Annotated in this window: 18 protein-coding genes; 10 read left to right on the top strand and 8 right to left on the bottom strand. The window is 67.0% G+C overall.

Going from position 1 to position 20,704, the window contains the following annotated elements:
• Positions 1-104: 104 nt before the first annotated feature.
• Both ACFWU2_RS02720 and ACFWU2_RS02715 read right to left on the bottom strand, forming a co-directional pair.
• Positions 105-1,160 carry a DNA polymerase domain-containing protein gene (locus ACFWU2_RS02720; RefSeq protein WP_378600276.1) on the bottom strand — a complete coding sequence of 352 codons (1,056 nt, stop codon included), beginning with the start codon at positions 1,158-1,160 and terminating at the stop codon, positions 105-107.
• Positions 1,160-2,224, bottom strand: coding sequence for an ATP-dependent DNA ligase (locus ACFWU2_RS02715; protein ID WP_378599924.1), 1,065 nt, complete (start codon positions 2,222-2,224; stop codon positions 1,160-1,162). The genes ACFWU2_RS02720 and ACFWU2_RS02715 overlap by 1 nt, the downstream gene beginning before the upstream one ends.
• Before the next feature lie 101 nt (positions 2,225-2,325).
• On the opposite strand from ACFWU2_RS02715, the gene ACFWU2_RS02710 reads away from it, so the two are divergent.
• The 6 genes from ACFWU2_RS02710 to ACFWU2_RS02685 all read left to right on the top strand — a co-directional run bounded on the left by ACFWU2_RS02710 (position 2,326) and on the right by ACFWU2_RS02685 (position 9,866).
• The gene (locus ACFWU2_RS02710; RefSeq protein WP_378599920.1) at positions 2,326-2,919 is read left to right on the top strand and encodes a hypothetical protein; all 594 of its coding nucleotides are present in this window, start codon (positions 2,326-2,328) and stop codon (positions 2,917-2,919) included.
• A gap of 102 nt (positions 2,920-3,021) precedes the next feature.
• Positions 3,022-3,822 (top strand): 3'-5' exonuclease, encoded by an 801-nt coding sequence (locus tag ACFWU2_RS02705; protein ID WP_378599917.1) that lies wholly within the window; start codon positions 3,022-3,024, stop codon positions 3,820-3,822.
• A 212-nt stretch (positions 3,823-4,034) separates the two neighbouring features.
• A complete protein-coding gene (locus ACFWU2_RS02700) occupies positions 4,035-4,778 on the top strand; it encodes a TetR family transcriptional regulator (RefSeq protein ID WP_378599913.1) in 744 nt (247 codons plus the stop codon).
• A 143-nt stretch (positions 4,779-4,921) separates the two neighbouring features.
• Entirely contained in the window at positions 4,922-6,079 is a 1,158-nt protein-coding gene (locus ACFWU2_RS02695; protein ID WP_378599909.1) for an acyl-CoA dehydrogenase, read from the top strand.
• Positions 6,080-6,140: 61 nt separating this feature from the next.
• A complete protein-coding gene (locus ACFWU2_RS02690; RefSeq protein ID WP_378600273.1) occupies positions 6,141-6,989 on the top strand; it encodes a 3-hydroxybutyryl-CoA dehydrogenase in 849 nt (282 codons plus the stop codon).
• A gap of 375 nt (positions 6,990-7,364) precedes the next feature.
• Positions 7,365-9,866, top strand: coding sequence for an ATP-dependent Clp protease ATP-binding subunit (locus ACFWU2_RS02685; RefSeq protein WP_378599905.1), 2,502 nt, complete (start codon positions 7,365-7,367; stop codon positions 9,864-9,866).
• Positions 9,867-9,947: 81 nt separating this feature from the next.
• On the opposite strand, the gene ACFWU2_RS02680 is transcribed toward ACFWU2_RS02685, so the two are convergent.
• From ACFWU2_RS02680 to ACFWU2_RS02665, 4 genes are all read right to left on the bottom strand, one after another.
• The gene (locus tag ACFWU2_RS02680; RefSeq protein ID WP_378599901.1) at positions 9,948-10,415 is read right to left on the bottom strand and encodes an iron chaperone; all 468 of its coding nucleotides are present in this window, start codon (positions 10,413-10,415) and stop codon (positions 9,948-9,950) included.
• Between the two features lie 322 nt (positions 10,416-10,737).
• Positions 10,738-11,388, bottom strand: coding sequence for a GTP pyrophosphokinase family protein (locus tag ACFWU2_RS02675; protein WP_378600268.1), 651 nt, complete (start codon positions 11,386-11,388; stop codon positions 10,738-10,740).
• Between the two features lie 13 nt (positions 11,389-11,401).
• Positions 11,402-12,742 (bottom strand): nitrate/nitrite transporter, encoded by a 1,341-nt coding sequence (locus ACFWU2_RS02670; protein WP_378599896.1) that lies wholly within the window; start codon positions 12,740-12,742, stop codon positions 11,402-11,404.
• A 40-nt stretch (positions 12,743-12,782) separates the two neighbouring features.
• Positions 12,783-13,787: an aldo/keto reductase gene (locus tag ACFWU2_RS02665; RefSeq protein ID WP_378599891.1), complete on the bottom strand. Its 1,005-nt coding sequence runs from the start codon at positions 13,785-13,787 to the stop codon at positions 12,783-12,785.
• Between the two features lie 129 nt (positions 13,788-13,916).
• On the opposite strand from ACFWU2_RS02665, the gene ACFWU2_RS02660 reads away from it, so the two are divergent.
• Both ACFWU2_RS02660 and ilvD read left to right on the top strand, forming a co-directional pair.
• Complete coding sequence (locus ACFWU2_RS02660; protein ID WP_378599886.1) at positions 13,917-14,489, top strand: TIGR03086 family metal-binding protein; 573 nt, start codon at positions 13,917-13,919, stop codon at positions 14,487-14,489.
• The gene (gene ilvD, locus ACFWU2_RS02655; RefSeq protein ID WP_378599881.1) at positions 14,486-16,198 is read left to right on the top strand and encodes a dihydroxy-acid dehydratase; all 1,713 of its coding nucleotides are present in this window, start codon (positions 14,486-14,488) and stop codon (positions 16,196-16,198) included. Before ACFWU2_RS02660 ends, ilvD begins: the two co-directional genes overlap by 4 nt.
• Before the next feature lie 34 nt (positions 16,199-16,232).
• Here the strand turns inward: ilvD and ACFWU2_RS02650 are convergent, their stop codons facing one another.
• Both ACFWU2_RS02650 and ACFWU2_RS02645 read right to left on the bottom strand, forming a co-directional pair.
• Positions 16,233-16,895, bottom strand: coding sequence for a serine protease (locus tag ACFWU2_RS02650; RefSeq protein WP_378599876.1), 663 nt, complete (start codon positions 16,893-16,895; stop codon positions 16,233-16,235).
• Positions 16,896-16,937: 42 nt separating this feature from the next.
• Positions 16,938-17,771: a DUF6319 family protein gene (locus ACFWU2_RS02645; protein WP_378599872.1), complete on the bottom strand. Its 834-nt coding sequence runs from the start codon at positions 17,769-17,771 to the stop codon at positions 16,938-16,940.
• A 136-nt stretch (positions 17,772-17,907) separates the two neighbouring features.
• On the opposite strand from ACFWU2_RS02645, the gene ACFWU2_RS02640 reads away from it, so the two are divergent.
• Together ACFWU2_RS02640 and ACFWU2_RS02635 are read left to right on the top strand one after the other, a co-directional pair.
• Positions 17,908-18,996, top strand: a complete 1,089-nt coding sequence (locus ACFWU2_RS02640) for an adenylate/guanylate cyclase domain-containing protein (protein ID WP_378599867.1) — start codon at positions 17,908-17,910, stop codon at positions 18,994-18,996.
• 192 nt (positions 18,997-19,188) lie between these two features.
• A complete protein-coding gene (locus tag ACFWU2_RS02635; protein WP_378600262.1) occupies positions 19,189-20,667 on the top strand; it encodes an MFS transporter in 1,479 nt (492 codons plus the stop codon).
• The last annotated feature ends 37 nt before the right edge of the window (positions 20,668-20,704 follow it).

Raw genomic sequence — 20,704 nt, 5'->3', positions numbered from 1 at the left:
CTATGGAAATCCAGAGACGCTGATCTTCCGACGAGGTAACGACCGGGGACCAATTCGGCACCCGAGCCGGACCGGGCGAACGAGGCGGATCGTGCCGGTACTTCTCAGCCGGTCGTCTTCCGGTCCGTGTCCCGCGACGGCTGCACCCGCTTGGGTTCGCCGGGCATCTTCGGGTGGGTCGGTGGATACGGCAGATCGCCGAGGCCGTCGGCGGCATCCCGATCCGCCATCTCGAGAAGCACATCGAGCGAGTGAGCGTGGTCGTCGAGTGTGGACATCGGATCGCCGCGGCGTGCGAGCAACTCCGGCACCGTCGCGATGGTGAAGTCGTCCGGTTCGGCGTCGGCAAGTTCGTCCCACGTCAACGGGGTCGACACGGTGGCGATGGGTGTTCGCCGCACCGAATAGGCCGAGGCGATGGTCTTGTCGCGGGCGTTCTGGTTGTAGTCGAGGAACAAACGGTCGCCCCGCTCCTCCTTCCACCACGAGGTGGTCGCGCGCCCGTCGCTGCGACGCTCGATTTCACGCATGAGCGCGATACCGGCGCGTCGCACACCGACGAAATCCCACTCCGGCACGATCCGCAGGTAGACATGCAGACCACGACCCCCCGACGTCTTGGGGAATCCGGTGAGCCCCAACTCGTCGAGCAGGGGCCGCACCACGTCGAGCGCGACGGCACGTGCCGCGCCGAATCCCGTCCCGTCGGCCGGATCGAGATCGATGCGGAGTTCGTCGGGCCGGTCCACGTCGCCGCAGCGCACGGCCCACGGATGGAAGGTGACCGTGCCGAGATTCGCCGCCCAGACGACGTCGGCCGCCGTGCGCACGCGAAGCGCGTCCGCGGTACGGCCCGAGGGAAACGTGATCTCGCACGTGGCGACATGATCGGGCCGCTTGGCGGGTGCCCGCTTCTGGTAGATCTCCTCGGAGTCGATACCGCCGGGAAAGCGCTGAAGGTGGGTGGGCCGTTCGCGCAACGCGCCGAGCAGCGGCGCACCGAGTTCGGTGGTCACCGTCCGGTAGTACTCCACCAGGTGCCGTTTCGTGCCGCCGGACGAGCCCAGCTGGGGGAAGTAGATCTTGTCCGGATTCGACAGCCGGACAGGAACTCCGCCGACGTCGAGTTCCTCTGCGGGCGAGCGTTCGGCAGCCACGATCAGTCCTCCGTCCGGTCGAGCACGTCGCCCAGGTCGTATCGCACGGGCACGTCCAGCTGATCGTAAGTGCAGCTTGCCGGGTCCCGGTCGGGTCGCCACCGCTGGAACCGCGCGGCGTGCCGGAACCGCATTCCTGCTCCGGCCGTGCCTTCCATCTGGTCGTACGCCACCTCGAGTACGCGCTCCGGACGCAACGGCACCCAACTGCGATCCACTCCCGACCGCCAGCGGGTCGCTTCCCCCTCGGCGACGACGTCCGCACCGACACGCAGCGGCTCCAACTCGGCGAGCAATGCCTTCCGCCGCGCGGTGGTGAAAGCGGAAGCGCCGCCGACCATGGCGAGTTCACCGTCGTGATAGAGACCGAGCAGAAGGGAACCGACACCGTCGACACTCTTGTGCTTGCGATATCCGATGAGAACGCAGTCCGCGGTGCGAGCGTGTTTGAGCTTGATCATCTCTCGCTTGTCGGGGCGGTAGATTCCGTCGAGACGCTTGGCGACCACACCGTCGAGGCCGGCGCCTTCGAATTCCTCGAACCATCGCCGGGCGGTCGCGGCGTCCGTGGTGGACGCCGTGACGTGACAGCTGGGGCCGCCTCCGAGCGCGTCGCGCAACCGTGCACGACGGTCGGCGAACGGACTGGTCATGAGATTCTCGTCGCCGAGCGCAAGGAGGTCGAAGCCCACGAACTGGGCCGGTGTCTGCTCGGCGAGCAGTGCCACCCGGCTCGCCGCGGGATGGATACGTTCGGACAACGACTGCCAGTCGAGCCGGGTCAGCCCGTCGCTCTCGCGCGGAACGACGATTTCACCGTCGACGACACACCTCGCGGGAAGTTCCGCCCGCACTGCCGCGACGAGTTCGGGAAAGTACCTCGCCAGATCCTTGCCACCGCGCGACGAGAACACCACCTCCTCACCGTCGCGAAACACGATCGCCCGGAAGCCGTCCCACTTGGGCTCGTACGACCACACGGCCGTTCCGTCGTCGGGTTGTGCCGGAACCGCGGTGGCAGCCTTCGCCAGCATCGGTGCCAGGGGTGGAACCACTGGGAGGTCCATGCGCACATGGTCGCACTCCGGGGGGCATTCCGCGCTCGGGATCGTCGGAAATCCACGACCTGGACGGGACGGCGGAAACGGACATTCCGTACCCTCCACACATGATCATTCTCCGGCGGGCGGGGCTCGCTCTCGTGACGGTGGTGGCGGTAGCCGTGCTCGGCGGATGCGCCTCCGAGACCGAGGGCCGCGCGCTGCCCGGCGCCGACGCCGTCGCGACCACGACCGCGACGCCGGCTCCGGCGACCTCGCGTTCGACGACCGCGAGCACGACGGCCGCAGACCTGAATCTGGAAGTCGACGTCGAGCCCGGGGACTGTGTCGCACTGGGGGGCGCCGTCGACGACGCCACCATCGACAACGCCGACTGCGGTAGCCGCGCCTCCAATTACAAGGTCGTGAACGTCGTCGCATCGAGCGACGAGTGCTCCGGGGACATCGACCAGACGTACTTCGAGACGCTCGGGGGCGTCGAGACCGGTGCCCTGTGCCTCGACATCGACTGGACAGTCGGCGAGTGCATGGACCTGGGCGGAGAGGATCCCCAGCGGATCGACTGCTCGGCGACTGCGATCCAGGGCGAAAAGGTCACCGAGATCCTCACCGACACCTCCGATGTGAACGAGTGCTCGTTGTCGGACTCCGGATACGTGTACGAGGAACGCAACTTCGTGGTGTGCAGCGATTCGTTCTGAGGCATCGCCCGCCACCTCGCACCACCACGGTCGTGTCGGTACCCCCGGCAACAATGCGGGCTGTAGGCAGAACACGATCGAACAGGACGCGAGGACACACGGATGACGCACTGGCCAGACAGACCGATCTGCGCATTCGACCTCGAGACCACCGACCGCGATCCCCGTACCGCACGCATCGTCGCTGCCTGCGTGGCCACCTTCGACGGTGACAAGATCGAGTCCCGTTCGTGGCTGCTCGACCCCGGCATCGCGATACCACCCGAAACCACCGCCATTCACGGCATCAGCACCGAACGCGCCCGCGCAGAGGGCATGGACTACCTCGCCGGGTATCGCCAGATCCGGCAGGCGGTGTGCGACGCGTGGGAGCGCGGACACATCGTGGTCGCATTCAACGCCAGCTACGACCTGACCATCCTCGACGCCGAAGGCCGCCGACTCGGGCTACCGGAACTCGACATCGGCACCGTCGTGGACCCGTACGTCATCGATCGCGAGATGGACCGCACTCGCAGCGGCAGGCGCACACTCCAGGCGGTCTGCGAGGTGTACGGCGTCCAGCTCGCCAGCCCCCACGAAGCGGAGGCCGACGCGCTCGCCGCCGGTCACCTGACCCGTGCGCTCATCGACCGGTACCCGCAGCTGGCAGACCTCGACATCATGGCCGACCAGGCCGCGTGGCACGCGGAGCGGCAGCGCAGCTTCGCGGAATATCTCCGCGGCCTCGGCCGCGACGTCACCGACATCGACGACAACTGGCCGGTGCGCCGGCCGGAAACAGGCAGCACCGGTGTTCTCGAACGGCCGGCGACCGAGACCGGGCGTGTGGCCTGGCACCGGCGTGTCGCGCAACGGCTGCGCGCGTTCTTCCGTGGCACCGGCAGCCGCGCGACGAGGTGAGGCCACCTCCGAAGGCCCAATTCGGCGATTCGTCACCTCTGTACCGTTCGGGATTGCGACGATCACAGGCAACGCCGGTCGCGAGACCCTCCGGAGGTGTCTGTGTCCACCGAGTCCTGTGCTCATTACTTCCGCGGCGTCGCGGACTCTGCGCGGCGTAGACCGGTGGTGCTGCGTATCCCCGACGCGCCGACCTTGAATACTGGACTGTCATGACATCAGGCACCGGCACCCCGCGCCGTCCCGACGCGGCAGGACCCGACCCGGCTCAGTTCCGGGTGCATGTCGTAACCCAGGCGATCCGGCTGTTCTCCGAATTCGGATACGAGTCCACGACGGTCGAGCAGATCGCGGCGGCGGCCGGTGTGTCCCGCAGGACGTTCTTCCGTCAGTTCCGGTCGAAGGAAGACGTGATCTTCGCCGACCACGAATCGCTGCTCGAGCAGGTCGCCGGGTACCTCTCGGGCGACTTCGCCGATCCGTGGCTCGCGGCATGCGATGCCGCCGAACTGGTGTTCGGGCATTTTCGCGACCGGCGTGAGCTGGCGGTCTGGCGGTACCGCGTGGTGCAACGGGTACCGGCGTTGCGTGAACGCGAACTGGTCACGACCTATCGCTACGAACGGCTGTTCACCGACTTCCTGCGGGCCGCGGCGCCCACGGCGAAGCCCGTGCACATCGTGAGTTTCGCGGCCGCGATGACGGCGACGCACAACTATCTGCTCCGGGCGATGATCCGGGGGGACGACACGGCCACCTCCGAGCAACTGCACCGAGCGCTCTACGAGGTTCGCCGGACATTCGGGGTGGTACCCCAGGCCGCCACCGGCGCCCACCCGGGCGCGGACCTGCCCCAGCGGGCCGTCACGGTGGTGACCTTTCCGGTGGGGGCCTCGCCGGCCGAGGTCGCCGAGCAGGTTCGTCGCGAGCTGGAACAAAACCGGCCGTCTTCGTGACGAACGTCCCCTGCCATTGACCTGGCACTCAGTGCCCGAGGTAAAATGAAAGAATTCCGTGACGTCGCACGCCTTTGCAGTCGATAAGGTGGTGCGGATCCGCCCCAATTAATGGCACCGAGTGCCGTTAGGAGTTTGCCACCGTGGCCCTCAATCCCGACTTCGATCTCTTCAAGCTCGGAGACGAGCACGACGAACTGCGCGCGGCGATCCGCGCCCTCGCCGAGAAGGAGATCGCGCCGCACGCGAAGGACGTCGACGAGAACTCCCGCTTCCCGCAGGAAGCACTCGACGCCCTCAACCGTTCGGGCTTCAACGCGATCCACGTCCCCGAGCAGTTCGAAGGCCAGGGCGCCGACTCCGTCGCGACCTGCATCGTCATCGAAGAAGTCGCCCGCGTCTGCGGCTCCTCGTCGCTGATCCCGGCCGTCAACAAGCTCGGCACGATGGGCCTGATCCTCCGCGGCTCCGACGAGCTCAAGGCCAAGGTGCTGCCCGACATCGTCAACGGCGCCATGGCGTCGTACGCACTCTCCGAGCGGGAGGCAGGATCCGACGCCGCCTCGATGCGCACCCGCGCGAAGGCCGACGGCGACGACTGGATCCTCAACGGCTCCAAGTGCTGGATCACCAACGGCGGAAAGTCCACCTGGTACACGGTGATGGCCGTGACGGACCCCGACAAGGGTGCCAACGGGATCTCCTCGTTCATGGTCCACAAGGACGACGAAGGCTTCGTCGTCGGACCCAAGGAAAAGAAGCTCGGCATCAAGGGCTCCCCTACCGCTGAGTTGTACTTCGAGAACTGCCGCATCCCCGGCGACCGCATCATCGGCGAGCCCGGCACCGGCTTCAAGACCGCCCTCGCGACCCTCGACCACACCCGCCCGACGATCGGTGCGCAGGCCGTCGGCCTCGCACAGGGTGCGCTCGACGCCGCGATCGCCTACACCAAGGATCGCAAGCAGTTCGGTACCTCGATCTCGAGCTTCCAGGCCGTGCAGTTCATGCTCGCCGACATGGCGATGAAGGTCGAAGCCGCGCGCCTCATGGTGTACACCTCCGCAGCCCGCGCCGAGCGCGGTGAGGCCAACCTCGGCTTCATCTCCGCAGCGGCCAAGTGCTTCGCCTCGGACGTCGCGATGGAGGTCACCACCGACGCGGTCCAGCTGTTCGGCGGTGCCGGCTACACCACCGACTTCCCCGTCGAGCGCATGATGCGCGACGCCAAGATCACCCAGATCTACGAGGGCACCAACCAGATCCAGCGCGTCGTCATGTCGCGCGCGCTGCTCCGCTGAGCAGCACGCGTAGGTTGACACCGCTGAACCATCACACCGATCAGGAGTACTCGTAGTGACAGTGGAAAAGGTAGGCGTGATCGGCGGCGGCACCATGGGTGCCGGTATCGCCGAAGTCTGCGCGAAGGCCGGAAGCGACGTTCTCGTCCGGGAGACCACCGAGGAATTCGCTGCGGCTGCCCGTGAGCGCCTCGCGAAGTCGGTCGGACGTGGCGTCAAGTCCGGCAAGATCACGCAGGACGACGCGGACGCGGTGCTCGCACGGATCCGGGTCACCACCGACATCGAGGAGTTCGCGGACCGCGACCTCGTGGTCGAGGCGGCACCGGAGATCGAGGCCCTCAAGGTCGAGATCTTCGCCGAACTGGACCGGATCGTGAAGCCGGAAGGCATCCTCGCCACCAACACGTCGTCCATCCCCGTCATCAAGGTGGCACAGGCGACGAAGCGGCCCGGCAAGGTCGTGGGCGTGCACTTCTTCAATCCGGTGCCTGTGATGCCGCTGGTGGAGATCATCTCCGCACTCACCACCGATGCCGAGACCGCCGACACCGTGTTCGATTACGCGCAGAACACGCTCGGCAAGACCGCCGTGCGCGCGGGCGACCGCGCCGGCTTCATCGTCAACGCACTGCTCATCCCGTACCTGTGCTCGGCAGTGCGCATGCTCGAATCGGGCTATGCCACAAAGGAAGATATCGACGCCGCAATGAAGGGTGGCTGCGGATACCCGATGGGCCCGCTCACCCTCATCGACACCGTGGGCCTCGATATCACCCTCAACGCCGCACAGTCGCTCTACGAAGAGTTCGCCGAGCCGCATTACGCTCCCCCGGCACTGCTTCGCCGCATGGTCGACGCCGGCCGTCTCGGCCGCAAGACCGGCGAAGGCTTCTACAGCTACAAGTAGGCCTTCTACAAGTAGGCGCTGAATACACGCAGGCACCGACGGGTAAGCCACCCGTCGAAGGCGCCCCCTCGATCCATCCCGGACCGAGGGGGCGCCTTCGTCCTGCACGCGGCGGGCGACCTTGCGCGTCTTGCGATTCCGCACGACTTGTCGTCACGGCTCGGCAGGCCGGCCCCTCGCCTCCGCGAGCGGCGCTACACGCTGCGCGAGGGCCGGAAGTGCCGGAGCGACGTACAAATCTCGTCGTCGCCACTACGATCGACCTATCAGCCGACAACCATCAAATAACGGGATACCTGGGCGAATCCTTGGATCCGCATACGCTGCACTGCTGGTGAGTGTCGGAAACTGAGGTCCGAACACCGTGGAGTGACGATGACCGACAGCTGGATTTCGCGCGATCCGTTCGAAGACATCTTCGACCGATTCTTCGGTCCCGGAGGAATGCGCCAACCACCGGTCCAGCGCGTCGATCTGAGCCGACTGCTCAACGACGACGCCAAGAAACTTGTCGCGGATGCCCGAAATGCCGCCGCAGAGTGGGGCAATCCGGAACTGACTCCCGAACATCTGCTGTACGCCGCCACGCTCAACGACCCGACCCGAGGCGTGATCAGCAGCCTGGGACTCGATCCCGACACCGTTGCCGAGCAGATGCGTGCGCTCGCGGGCAAGAGTGAGGGCGCGGGCGAGGGGCCGGTCCTGAGTCCGGCGGCGAAGCGTGCATTCCGTGTTGCCCAGCAGCAGGCAGGACAATCGGGCACGAGCTACATCGGGCCCGAACACATCCTGTACGGGATCGCGGAGAACAGCGAGAACCCCGCCGCACATGTGCTCGCCGGCGCGAAACTCGACACCGGTGGCCCTCGCGACGGCTCATCCAGCACGACACCCACACTCGACCAGTACGGGCGGGATCTCACCGCGGAAGCACGCGCCGGCAACGTGGACCCGGTGGTCGGCCGTTCCGACGAGATCGCGCAGACAGTCGAGATCCTCTCTCGGCGCCGGAAGAACAATCCCGTACTCATCGGAGATCCCGGGGTGGGTAAAACCGCGATCGTGGAGGGCCTGGCCCAGCGCATCGTCAACGGAGATGTGCCCTCCACCCTCGCCGACCGGCGAGTCGTCGCGCTCGACGTGGGGTCGCTGGTCGCGGGCAGTAAATACCGCGGCGAGTTCGAGGAACGCCTGACGAAGATTCTCGACGAGGTGCGCGACCATTCCGACGAATTGGTGCTGTTCATCGACGAGTTGCACACCATCGTCGGCGCAGGCAGCGGCGGGGAAGGGTCGATGGACGCCGGGAACCTGCTCAAGCCGGCTCTCGCCCGCGGGGAACTGCACGCGGTGGGCGCGACCACGATCGACGAGTACCGCCGGTACATCGAGAAGGATGCTGCGCTCGAACGCAGGTTCCAGCCGGTCATGGTGGTCGAACCCTCGGTCGACGACACCATAGAAATCCTGCGCGGACTCGCCGACGTCTACGAGGAACACCACCAGGTCCACTACACCGACGAGGCGCTGATCGCCGCAGCCGAACTGTCCGACCGGTACATCACCGACCGCTTCATGCCGGACAAAGCCATCGACCTGATCGACCAGGCCGGTGCGCGCGTCCGCCTGCGGACGAAGACTCCCGACGCGGACACCCGTTCCCACGAGGAGGAACTGGCGCGCCTCGAACGTGAGAAGGACTCCGCCGTCGCTGCCGAAGACTATGCGAAGGCGGGGGAACTGAAGAAGGCGATCACCGCACTGGAGGAGCGCACCGGAGTCGGAGAAACCGAGTCCACCCCGCAGGTCGAAGTGCTCGACATCGCCGAGGTGATCTCCCGGCAGACCGGTATTCCCGTGTCCGACTTGACAGCGGAGGAACGGCAGCGGCTCCTGGATCTCGAGGACGTGCTCCACGCGCGGGTGATCGGCCAGGAGCAAGCGGTCACGGCGGTGGCCGAAGGCGTTCGCAGGGCACGTGCCGGACTCGCCGACCCGAATCGGCCGATCGGTTCGTTCCTGTTCCTCGGACCCACCGGTGTCGGAAAAACGGAACTGGCAAAGGCATTGGCAGAGGCGGTGTTCGGTGACGAAGACCGGATGATCCGATTCGACATGAGCGAGTTCCAGGAGAAACACACCGTGTCACGACTGGTGGGTGCTCCCCCCGGTTACGTCGGGTACGAAGAAGCCGGGCAGTTGACCGACAAGGTTCGTCGTCAGCCGTATTCGGTGATCCTGTTCGACGAGATCGAAAAGGCGCACCCGGACGTGTTCAACGTGTTGCTGCAACTGCTCGACGACGGGCGCGTCACCGATGCCCAGGGACGCACGGTGGATTTCAAGAACACGATCGTCATCCTTACGAGCAATATCGGTTCGGACATGATCCTGGCCCACTCCGGTGACGACATCGAGTCCCTCACCCCGCAGTTGATGGAACGTCTGCACGCGCATTTCCGGCCCGAGTTCCTCAACCGGATCGACGAGACCGTGGTGTTCCACCGACTCGCGAAGGAACAACTGCACCAGATCGTCGGATTGCTGCTCGGCGGAACGAAACGGTTGCTGCGAGCACAGAACGTCGAGTTCGAGATCACCGACAGCGCCGTGGATTGGCTGGTCGACACAGGATTCGCGCCGGAGTTCGGAGCGCGTCCGTTGCGCCGCACGATTCAGAAGGAACTCGACAACAAACTCTCGAATTTGCTGCTCGCAGGCACGCTGTCCGGCGGCGACACGGTGCGCGTCGATGCCGGGACGGACGGCCTCGTCATCGAGACGGTCGGCGGAAACGGTGAGGTGACGGAGGAAAGTGTTGTGACCGCGGGCGGCGACGGAAAGGACGCTGCGTCCGACGAGTCCGAGAAGGGCTGAACCGCCCCGGTCGCCCGAGAGCCGGTCGCCCGAGAGCCGGTCGCCCGAGAGCCGGTCGCCCGAGAGCCGGTCGCCCGAGAGTCAGTCGCTGCCGGGCGCGCCGACGGCCCGGCGGACGAGTTCGCCCAGGCGCTCCCAGGCGTCCGCGGACGGCTCCTGTAGCGCGTACGCGGTCGGCCAGACTCCGTCGTCGGAGTCCAGTTCGGCCTGAACACTGAACCCGAACGTCGAGTAGCGCTCCTTGTCCATCTGTCCACTACGGAAGAAGCAGAGCACTTTGCCGTCGCGGGCGTACCCGGGCTGTCCGTAGTAGAGCTTCGGGGCCAGCTCCGGAGCGACGGTTGCGACGATCGCGTGGACGCGCTCCGCCATCTCGCGGTCGCCGTCCGGCATCTGGGCGATCTTCTCCAGCACGTCCGTCTCCTCCGCCGCGGCCTTCTCGGCGCTCTTCGCGCGCTTGTTCTCGGCCCTGATTTCTGCTGCACGCTCCTTCATGGCAGCGCGCTCCTGTGCAGAGAAGCTCTCGTGGGCAGTCGATTTCGTGGTCATGGTGTTCCTCCCCGGTGTCGGTCACATGCGGTGTTTCCCAGGTTAGGTCCCCACCGTGGGCGGCGGCTTCTCGATTCCTGATCGATCAGCGGGCCTCGGGTGGACGGCCACGTCTGCAGCACACGGAAAGTCCGACGGTACGAGACCGGAACGACAGAAAGTGCCCCTCTCCGTCGACCATTGAGGATCGTGCCCGCGGCACCCATGTGCCGACTGTGGCATCTGAGCCACGAGTTCCGCCGTGGTACGGCGAATTACCTTCTCCTACTTGACAAGACACGACTGCGCACCCGCCGAGCCGTCCAGGACGAGACCGAACGCGTCAGTCGCCGAAGTGGCCGTGCACCCGCTCGTGCAGCGCTTCCATCCGCACATCGAGTGCACGTGCCGTTTCGGCCGCGAGCCGTAGTTCTTCGCGCAGATCGCTCGGCACGGCACGGTCGTGTTTGTAATAGATTTTGTGCTCGAGACTGGCCCAGAAGTCCATCGCGACCGTGCGGATCTGGAGTTCCACGTAGACGGATTCCACCCGGTCCGACATGAACACCGGGACCTCGACGATCACGTGCAGGCTGCTGTACCCGTTCGGCTTCGGGTGCGCGATGTAGTCCACCACCTCGACGACGCGTACATCGCGCTGCCGGGTGATCATGTCCGAGATCCGGTACACGTCGGACGTGAAACTGCACGAGATGCGGATACCCGCGATGTCCCGCAGGCTGGCGCGGATGCCGTCCAGCGTGGGGTCGACGCCCTTGCGGGCGGCCTTCGCGAGAATCGACTCGGGGGTCTTGAGGCGCGACTTGACGTGCTCGATCGGGTTGTAGTCGTGGGCGTAGGTGAATTCGTCCCGCAAGATGTTGATCTTGGTCATCATCTCGTCGATGCCGAACTTGTACACCATCAGGAACCTGGCGAGTTCGCGCGGCGAGAGCGACGTCGCGCTCTGTCCGTCCGTGGGATGTTCCGGAATCGGGGCGCCCGGATCAGGGTCGTCCACCGTCGCTGTCACTGCTCGTCCTCCTCGGGGTTTTCCCCTCCGAGTCTGCCAGTTCTCCGCGACGCGCCGCGGTCCGCTGCCGCAGAACCTGCCATGAGCTGCGCGGATGCACACCCGCCTCGCGGCGGGCCCGGCCGCGCGTCACGAGAACACCGACGATCGCGATCACCCAGACGGGGTACTGCGCGAGCCACGCGACACGGAACGCGTCGAATGTGTACCCACCAAGCCGTTCGAGGACGAGACCCATCGTCTGCACGACGAGCAGGGTGGCGAGGAACCCTCCGATGTTGACGATGCCGTTCGCGGTCCCCAGCGCGGTGCCGGGATTGAACGTGCGGGCGTAGTCGAACCCGATCATCGAGCCGGGGCCACCTACGGAGATGACGACGATGAGCAGCACGAGCAACGCGATCGGCGCCGGACCGGGCAGCGCCAGCACCACGGTCCAGATCGTCGCGTTCGCCAGCATGATGGCCAGCACCATCCAGGAGCGCCGGAGAGGAAAGCGGCCGGACAGGATGCCGAGGACGGGACCCGCCGCGATCGCGGTGACCACCGAGACCGTCAGCATCGTGCCGGCCGCGGCTGCCGACAGCCCCTGCGCGGAGACCAGATAGGGAACACCCCACATCAACGCGAAGGTCGTCACCGAGAACTGGGTGCCCATGTGGGTGAAGAAGCCCAGCTTGGTGCCCGGACGGCGCCACACCACACCGATCTGTGCGACCAAATCACGAAGACCCATCGGCTGTGTGGCCGGCGCGTCCCCGTACGGCGCGTCACGCACCATCGCGATGACCAGGATGCAGGCGAACACACCGATCGACGCCGCGCTGCCGTACGCCGCCGTCCATCCCACACCGGTCAGCACCAGCACGAACGGAACCGCGGACAGCACCTGCCCGATCTGGCCGAGGATCCCGGTGAGCTGCGAGACGAGGGGCACCCGTCGCGGCGCGAACCACACCGGCACCAGCCGGAGAACCGAGATGAACGTCAGCGCATCACCCGCCCCGACGAACACCCGGGCCATATAGGCGATCGGCAACGACTCCGTGGTGGCGAGCACCAACTGAGCCACCGCCATGACAGCCGCACCGATCGCGATGACCCAGCGCGAACCGAACCGGTCGAGGAGCACCCCAGCCGGGATCTGCATGCCTGCGTACACGACGAGCTGGAGGACGACGAACCCCGACAGCACCGCCGGGGAGATCTCGAAACGCTCGGTCGCGGCGAGCCCGGAAACGCCGAAGGCCGTCCGGTGCAGGACCGCCACGATGTAGGCGAATACTCCGACACTCCAGACCAGCCACGCCCTCATGATGGACGAACGTTACTCCCACGCTCGAGAGCGACGCCGACTACTCGCGACCGAGCGACACCCACTGCGGATCTGCGGACCGCGGTCCGACGATCTTGTCGGCGAGCAGATCGAGACGCGCGATCTGGTCAGGTGTCAGCGTGACGTCGAGCGCGCCCACGTTCTCGGCGACACGCGCGGCGTACCGGGTGCCGGGAATCGACACCGTCGGGAGACCGAACTCGCGGCCTTTGGCGTCCAGCCACGCCAGCGCGACCTGTGCGACGGTCGCGCCGGCCTCGTCGGCGACCGCCCGGACTTCGTCTCGCACGGCGAGGTTGCCCGGGAGCGCGCCGGACTCGAATCGAGGGAATCTGCGACGCAGATCCCCCTCGCCGAGCTGCTCCGGGTCGAACGAATCGGTGAGCAGACCCCTGCTCACGGGCGAGTACGGCACGAAACCGATGCCCAGTTCGGCGGCCGTCGGCACCACGTGTCGTTCGACATCCCGCGACACGATGCTCCACTCGGACTGCACCGCTGTGATCGGGTGGACGGCGTGCGCGCGACGGATCTCGTCCCCGGTAGCCTCGGACAATCCGATGTGGCGGACCTTGCCGGCCCGCACGAGTTCGGCGAGTGCACCGACGGTCTCCTCGATGGGCACCTCCGGATCGACGCGGTGCAGGTAGTACAGATCCACGCTGTCCACCCCGAGCTGCTCGAGCGACTCGTCGATCGCCTGCCTCGCGTATTCGGGCCGTCCGTTGATGCGGCGGTTTCCGGTGCCGGTGGAACCGATGCCTCCCACCAGACCGAATTTTGTCGCGACCTGCACCTCGTCGCGCCGAGATTCGAGCAGCTTCCCGACCACGGTCTCACTCGTGCCGTTGCCGTACACGTTCGCGGTGTCGACGAAGGTGACTCCCAGGTCCACCGCGTGGTGCAGCGTGGCGAGTGCTTCCCCGGGATCGATCGGTCCGTATGCGGGGGAAACCGACATCGCGCCGTAGCCCTGCGCGCTGACGGTCAGCCCGGGGGCGAGCTCGACGGTGGGGACGGACATGCGCTCTCCTCGAATCGGCAACGAACCCCGTAGACGGCGGGCTCCCCGTCGATCCTGACGCACCCCGAGCGGAGGTGCACGGGTTGAAATCGCCGTGATCGCAGCCCGCCCGTGTCTAGGGTGGGAATCATGGCGAACGACTGGGTTTCACTACAACGCACCGCTCGGCGCGAGTTCGACCGCCGCGTCGCGCGGATCACCGACTGGCACGCCCCCACCCCCGACACCGAATGGGACATTGCCACTCTGGTCCGGCACGTCGTCGACGAACAACGCTGGGTAGCGCCGTTGCTGTCGGGACGCACACTCGAGGAGGCCGAGTCCGCTCTCGAACCGCTCGGCGACGACCTTGCTGCCGATTGGGCAAAGTTCTCCGAGCAGGCGACCGAGGCGTGGGCCAAGACGCCGGCCGACCAGGAAGTCCAGCTGTCCTACGGCGCCGTGCCGTGCATCGATTACCTGAGGCAGCAGGTCGGCGACATCACCGTGCACGCGTGGGACCTCGCACGCGCCACCGGATCGGACGAGCAACTCGATCCGGTTCTCGTCGACGCCGTCTACAAGGACCTCCAGCCACAGACCGACATGCTTGCGGGCAGCGGGCTGTTCGCCGATCCCGTGCCTGTCGGCGACGATGCGTCTGTGCAGGACCGCCTGCTCGCCCTCACCGGACGCGACCCCCGCGGACACGGAGCGTCATGACCGATCGGCCCGGGCAGCCCGTCCCCGACCTCAAACCCCGCAGCCGCGACGTCACCGACGGAATCGAGAAGACCGCCTCCCGCGGCATGCTCCGCGCGGTAGGCATGGGCGACGACGACTGGGAGAAACCGCAGATCGGCGTGGCCTCATCGTGGAACGAGATCACCCCGTGCAATCTGTCGCTCGACCGGTTGGCGCAAGCCGTCAAGGAAGGCGTGCACGCGGCCGGGGGATACCCACTCGAGTTCGGCACCATCTCCGTGTCCGACGGCATCTCGATGGGACACGAGGGGATGCACTTCTCCCTCGTGTCGCGGGAAGTGATCGCCGACAGTGTGGAGACGGTCATGCAGGCCGAGCGACTCGACGGATCGGTACTGCTCGCAGGGTGCGACAAGTCGCTGCCGGGCATGCTCATGGCCGCCGCGCGCCTCGACCTCGCGTCGGTGTTCCTGTACGCCGGATCGATCCTGCCGGGAGTCGCAAAACTGTCCGACGGCACCGAACGCGACGTGACGATCATCGATGCGTTCGAAGCCGTCGGCGCATGCGCGCGGGGCCTGATGTCGGAAGCCGACCTCGGTGTCATCGAGCGGGCCATCTGCCCGGGAGAAGGCGCATGTGGAGGCATGTACACCGCGAACACGATGGCCAGCGCGGCCGAAGCCCTCGGCATGTCGCTGCCCGGCAGCGCGTCACCGCCCGCCACCGACCGTCGGCGCGACGGATTCGCGCGGCGTAGCGGCCAGGCGGTCGTGGAGATGCTGCGCCGCGGGATCACCGCATCCGACATCCTGACGAAGGAAGCGTTCGAGAACGCGATTGCCGTGGTCATGGCGTTCGGTGGATCCACCAACGCGGTCCTCCATCTGCTTGCCATCGCACACGAGGCCCAGGTGGAACTCACCCTCGACGACTTCGTGCGCGTCGGCGCGCGGGTGCCGCACCTCGCCGACGTCAAACCGTTCGGCACCCATGTCATGAAAGACGTCGACCACATCGGCGGCGTACCGGTGATCATGAAGGCGCTGCTCGACGCCGGACTGCTGCACGGCGACTGTCTCACCGTCACCGGCCGCACGCTGTCGGAGAATCTCGCCGGCATCGCTCCGCCCGATCCCGACGGCAAGGTGCTGCGCGCTCTGAGCAACCCGATTCATCCCACCGGCGGAATCACCATCCTGCGGGGCACCCTCGCTCCCGGCGGTGCGGTCGTGAAGTCGGCGGGGTTCGACGAGTCGGTATTCGAAGGCACCGCGCGGGTATTCGAGCGGGAACGCTCGGCGATGGACGCGCTCGAGGACGGCACCATCACGGCGGGCGACGTCGTCGTCATCCGGTACGAAGGCCCCAAGGGTGGGCCCGGGATGCGGGAGATGCTCGCGATCACCGGCGCCATCAAGGGCGCGGGTCTCGGAAAGGACGTCCTGCTGCTCACCGACGGCCGCTTCTCCGGTGGCACGACCGGCCTGTGCGTCGGGCACGTCGCCCCCGAAGCAGTCGACGGCGGACCCATCGCCTTCGTCCGCGACGGCGACCGAATTCGGCTCGACGTGGCCAACGGCCTCCTCGACGTGCTGGTGAGCGACGAGGAGATGGCGGCGCGGCAGCAAGGGTGGGAACCGTTGCCGCCGCGGTACACACGTGGTGTGCTCGCCAAATACACCAAGCTCGTCGGCTCGGCGTCACACGGTGCGGTGTGCGGGTGACCGCCGACCGGCCTTGCGGGAGAAGGCGTTCCGGCTAGATCGGCCGGAACCCCGTTCCGACGCCACCGCGAGCGCCGATGTCGGCGAAGATCACGTCGATGTTCGTTCCGACCTGCGGGCCTGCGCACGGCGCGAACAGGTAGGCGTTGACCATCGCGACGAGTGTCGTGCCGACGACCAGTGGCGCACCCGAGTCGCCCTCGATCACGCACACCTGGGTCCAGGTTTCCTGCGAACCGAAGACATCGCCCCAGACGACGCCGCACGTGTTGCCCGTCGTGCGGCCTTCTTTGCACGCGATATCGGGGAAGCCCGCGGGGGACCCCACGCCGGTGATGGACGTGTTTCCCACCCGATTGACAGGCACGACCTTGCTGCGATCGAACTCGATGACTGCGTAGTCGAGCACGGTGTTCGAGGAGACGATCCGGCCGACGGAACCGGCCGCGGTGTCGTACTCGGCCTTCACGGTCATGCCGGGGAGACCGCAATGCGCCGCGGTCAGGCCGACGAGACGACCGGCGGCGTCGTTTCCGATGGTGGTGAGGGTGCAGTCGTAGATGTCCTGGCCACCGTCGCCGAGAGTGATCCCCGAACCACCGCCGAGGGTGACAGGAGGTGCTGCGGTGGCTATCCCCATCCCACCGCCCGCCAACGCCATCACTGCGGTGGCCAGTAGAGCGAACCTTCTGAACATCGTGTCCCTCTCGCGCGGCGGGCGACCTTCGTTGTGAGGGTACTAGAGGTCGATGCCTGTTTTCGGGGTTGCGCCGAGACTTTCGAGAGCTTTTCGCGCTTCCTCGAGTTCGCGGCTGAGCTGCGCGACACGTTCCTCGGCCGCGCTGCGGGCCGCGTCGATCACGGACTGGACCGCCTCGACGGCACCGGGATCACCGAGTTCTTTGACGGCCCGTTCGACGGCGTCGGGCGCCACGGGTGACGGCTTGCCGACCTTCCGTGTGCCGTGCGCGATTCCGACGGTCCATTCGCTCTCGGGGTCGATGGTGATCGTGATGCTGATCGTGGGCGCCTTCTTACCCTTGCGCGCCGGGGCTTTCGGCTTGGCGGGCGACGCGGGCGCGGCGGAACCGGGGGTCGTGTCGTTCACGGGTTTCGTCTCCTCGACGCTCTTGGTCTGGGCACCACGCACCGGAGGAGCAGGCCTCGACGCGGGCTTGGCAATAGCGGAACCGGCGGCAACAGGCTGGGGGGCAGCAGGCTTGGGGGCAACAGGCTTGGGGGCAGGAGGGGTCACAGCCGGGGACGTCGACGCCGCCGCCTTCGCGGGCGCGGACTTCGTGGCCGCCGCCTTCTTCGCCGGCGCCCCGGCGGGTTGCCGGGTCAGGCGCAGTTCGTCGGACTCGAACGGCAACTCGTCGTCGACCCCTTTCGGCCGCACCATGACGGTGGTGCCGGTGACGGACACCACCCGCGCCGACGCGCCGGGTTCGATGCCGAGGCTCGGAATGCCGTCGATGAGATATACAGTCGCGCGACGACCCTCCGCGAGTGCATTACTCAGCTCGCCGAGTTGCTCCTCCGTCAGATGGTCCGCGCGTGTGCGGGGCGGCATGCCATGTCCTTTCTCGGCTCGCTGGATTGTCCGGCGTATTTTCGACGCCCACTGTCGCACATGTGTACGACACGACACCGAGCGCCGGTGGCGGATCTACAGCCTCCGCAACCGAAGTACAGGTAAGGATGGTCTCGTGACCCCGTCCGATGAACGGTCGCAGGCCACCCCCGAGGTGGTTGCGACGATCCGCGCCGAGCTCGAACGCACCCTGCTCGGCGTTCGCCGCTACACCTTGCGCGAGGTCTCGGACCTCGCCGGGCTGGAGCCGACCCGCGTCCGCCAGTTGTGGCAGGCCCTGGGATTCACGGTCGACCCCGACCCGGGCGCGGTGATGTTCACAGACGGGGATCTCGGAGCCCTGCGCAATCTTGCAGCGATTCTCGGCAGCGGCGCCATCGACCCCTCCGCCGAGATATCCGCGGCGCGTTCTCTGGGACAGTCGATGTCGCGACTGAGCGAATGGCAGTTCGCTCTCTTGAGCAGCCACGTCGTTTCCCAGCTCTCCACCGCGTACGGCACCGCGTCGGCGCCCCCGGAGGACGAGGAGATCCGCGAGTTCGTCGACGACATCCTCCGCCGCGTGGCGAACCGTGCCGAGAGCCTCCAGGGCTACATGTGGCGTCGGCATCTGGTTGCCACGACCAACCGCACCGCCGTCCGGGCACAGGGGGACGCGCAGACCCGTCCACTCGTCGTCGGTTTCGCCGACATGGTGGGGTACACGCAGTTGACCCGGCGTATCGATGCCGACGAACTCAACGTGCTGCTCGATCACTTCGAGGCCGCGGTGTCCGGTGTGATCACCCGGCACGCCGGCTGGGTGATCAAGACCGTCGGCGACGAGGTGATGTTCGCCGCCGAAGATGCGGTCGACGCCGCGCGGATCGCGCTCGAATTGCAGCAAGCGTTCGCCGCGTTCGAGGACACGCCCGCGTTGCGGATCGGTCTGGCCTCGGGTCCGGCGCTGGCCCGCTTCGGAGACCTGTTCGGATCGGTGGTCAACATCGCCGCACGATTGACCGGTGCCGCTCGCCCCGGTTCGATCCTGATCGACCAGCAACTCGCCGAGGAACTCGGGGACCACCGCGAATTCAGGCTCCACGTCGTGCGGAACCTGCGGGTGAAGGACTTCAGTCATTCACGCGCGTACGTGCTGCGCCGAGGGCGGGACAAGGATGCGCGCACGGAGAACTCCACGGCCCCTCCGGACTCCGCCGCCTGACACTGCCGTGCCCTGACACTGCCGTGCCCTGACACTGCCGTGCCCTGACGCTGCCGTGGGCGCTGCGTCGCGAACCGGTCCGGCACCACCGGTTTCGGCTACGATGCCGACAGTCTTTTTTCATCCGGCACCACGTTCGTCCGGAAGGCGCCCGTGTCCGAATCAGCTTCGCCCGCCGCGCAGAAGACCCGCATGACGGGGTCTCAGATATGGCTGCTCACGGTCGCATGTGCCGCAGTCGCCGCCGTCATCGCCGCGATGGCGTCGCTCAACACGGCACTACCGGATATCGCGGTCGAGACCGGGGCGACACAGGCCCAGCTCACGTGGATCGTCGACGGATACACGCTCACCCTTGCGGCACTGCTGCTCCCGGCGGGCGCGCTCGGAGACAGGTTCGGCCGGCGCGGAGTCATGCTGGCGGGCCTCGTCGTCTTCGGGATCGGGTCGGCGCTTCCCCTGCTCCTGTCCGATCCGAACTGGGTGATCGCCGCGCGCGCCGTGGCCGGGGTGGGCGCGGCGCTTGTCATGCCTGCGACGCTGTCCCTCATCACCGCGGCGTTCACCGAGGAGCATCGTTCCCGGGGCATCGGGATCTGGGCGGGAGTAGCCGGGTCCGGCGCGGTCGTCGGCATGCTCGGATCGGGCATCATCCTCGAATACGGGTCGTGGAAGCTCATCTTCGCAGGGTTCGCGGTGATATCGGCCGTGCTCGTCGTCGCGGGCACCACGGTCATGTCCTCCCGGGCGGCGGAACCGGCGCGGTTCGACACCGTCGGAGCCGTGCTCGTCGTGGCCGCGGTCGGACTGTTCGTCCTCGGCGTGATGGAGGGCCCGCAGCGCGGATGGATCGACGCACTCACCGTCGGCGCCCTGGTCACGGGAGTGGCCGCAGGAGTGGCGTTCGTGCTCGTCGAGCGGCGCTCACCGGCACCCCTGCTCGACGTACGACTGTTCTCCCAGCGCGCGTTCGCCGTCGGAGCAGGCGGCCTCACACTGCAGTATCTCGCCGGATTCGGCGTCTTCTACCTCATCGTGCAATACCTGCAACTCGTGCTCGGGTACTCGCCGCTGATGTCGGCGGTGGCCCTCACCCCGATCTTCCTGGTGGTGATGGCGCTCTCGGTGGGGATGCCGATGTTGTTGCGGCGGTTCGGACTCCGTGTCCTCATGAGCGTCGGGCTCGCCCTGATCGGGGTGTCGATGATCGTCATGAGTCTGCTGGACGCGGATTCGTCGTACACCGACGTCGCGATCGCGATGGCGATCGCCGGTATCGGAATCGGTGTCTGCACCGCGCCCGCGACCCACGCGATCGTCACCAACACCCCGGAGGACCAGCTGGGTGTCGCGTCGGCCGTCAACGACGCGACCCGTGAGGTGGGCGCTGCCATCGGCGTCGCGCTCGCGGGCAGTGTGCTCGCGGGCGCGTACGGGCACCGGATCGATCCGATCGCACCGTCGATTCCCGAACCGGCGAGAGGCGCAGTGCAGGATTCGCTGGCTGCGGCAGTCGAGGTCGCCGAACAGGCGGGCCCGCAGGGCGACGTGCTCGCGGCGTTCGCCCGGGACGCGTTCCTGGCAGGCATGCAGCAGGGCTTGTGGGCGATGGCCGCGATTCTGCTGGTAGGCGCACTCGCGTCGGCACTCTGGGCACCCGCGCGCTCGTAGCTACCCCGGCACTCCTCTCCGGCATCCGACACGGAGT

The organism is Rhodococcus sp. NPDC058639 (assembly GCF_042717545.1).
GTDB lineage: Bacteria > Actinomycetota > Actinomycetes > Mycobacteriales > Mycobacteriaceae > Rhodococcus.
The sequence above is the reverse complement of the archived record's forward strand: the minus strand, read 5'-3'. Positions and strand labels throughout refer to the sequence as shown.

Excerpts from the sequence above, each read along its gene's own strand:
- ACFWU2_RS02680 (WP_378599901.1), bottom strand. The coding sequence starts at position 10,415 with ATGACCACGAAATCGACTGCCCACGAGAGCTTCTCTGCACAGGAGCGC.
- ACFWU2_RS02650 (WP_378599876.1), bottom strand. The coding sequence starts at position 16,895 with ATGTTCAGAAGGTTCGCTCTACTGGCCACCGCAGTGATGGCGTTGGCG.
- ACFWU2_RS02685 (WP_378599905.1), top strand. The coding sequence starts at position 7,365 with ATGACCGACAGCTGGATTTCGCGCGATCCGTTCGAAGACATCTTCGAC.
- ACFWU2_RS02700 (WP_378599913.1), top strand. The coding sequence starts at position 4,035 with ATGACATCAGGCACCGGCACCCCGCGCCGTCCCGACGCGGCAGGACCC.
- ilvD (WP_378599881.1), top strand. The coding sequence starts at position 14,486 with ATGACCGATCGGCCCGGGCAGCCCGTCCCCGACCTCAAACCCCGCAGC.
- ACFWU2_RS02710 (WP_378599920.1), top strand. The coding sequence starts at position 2,326 with ATGATCATTCTCCGGCGGGCGGGGCTCGCTCTCGTGACGGTGGTGGCG.
- ACFWU2_RS02715 (WP_378599924.1), bottom strand. The coding sequence starts at position 2,224 with ATGGACCTCCCAGTGGTTCCACCCCTGGCACCGATGCTGGCGAAGGCT.
- ACFWU2_RS02705 (WP_378599917.1), top strand. The coding sequence starts at position 3,022 with ATGACGCACTGGCCAGACAGACCGATCTGCGCATTCGACCTCGAGACC.
- ACFWU2_RS02670 (WP_378599896.1), bottom strand. The coding sequence starts at position 12,742 with ATGAGGGCGTGGCTGGTCTGGAGTGTCGGAGTATTCGCCTACATCGTG.
- ACFWU2_RS02645 (WP_378599872.1), bottom strand. The coding sequence starts at position 17,771 with ATGCCGCCCCGCACACGCGCGGACCATCTGACGGAGGAGCAACTCGGC.
- ACFWU2_RS02665 (WP_378599891.1), bottom strand. The coding sequence starts at position 13,787 with ATGTCCGTCCCCACCGTCGAGCTCGCCCCCGGGCTGACCGTCAGCGCG.
- ACFWU2_RS02660 (WP_378599886.1), top strand. The coding sequence starts at position 13,917 with ATGGCGAACGACTGGGTTTCACTACAACGCACCGCTCGGCGCGAGTTC.
- ACFWU2_RS02635 (WP_378600262.1), top strand. The coding sequence starts at position 19,189 with ATGACGGGGTCTCAGATATGGCTGCTCACGGTCGCATGTGCCGCAGTC.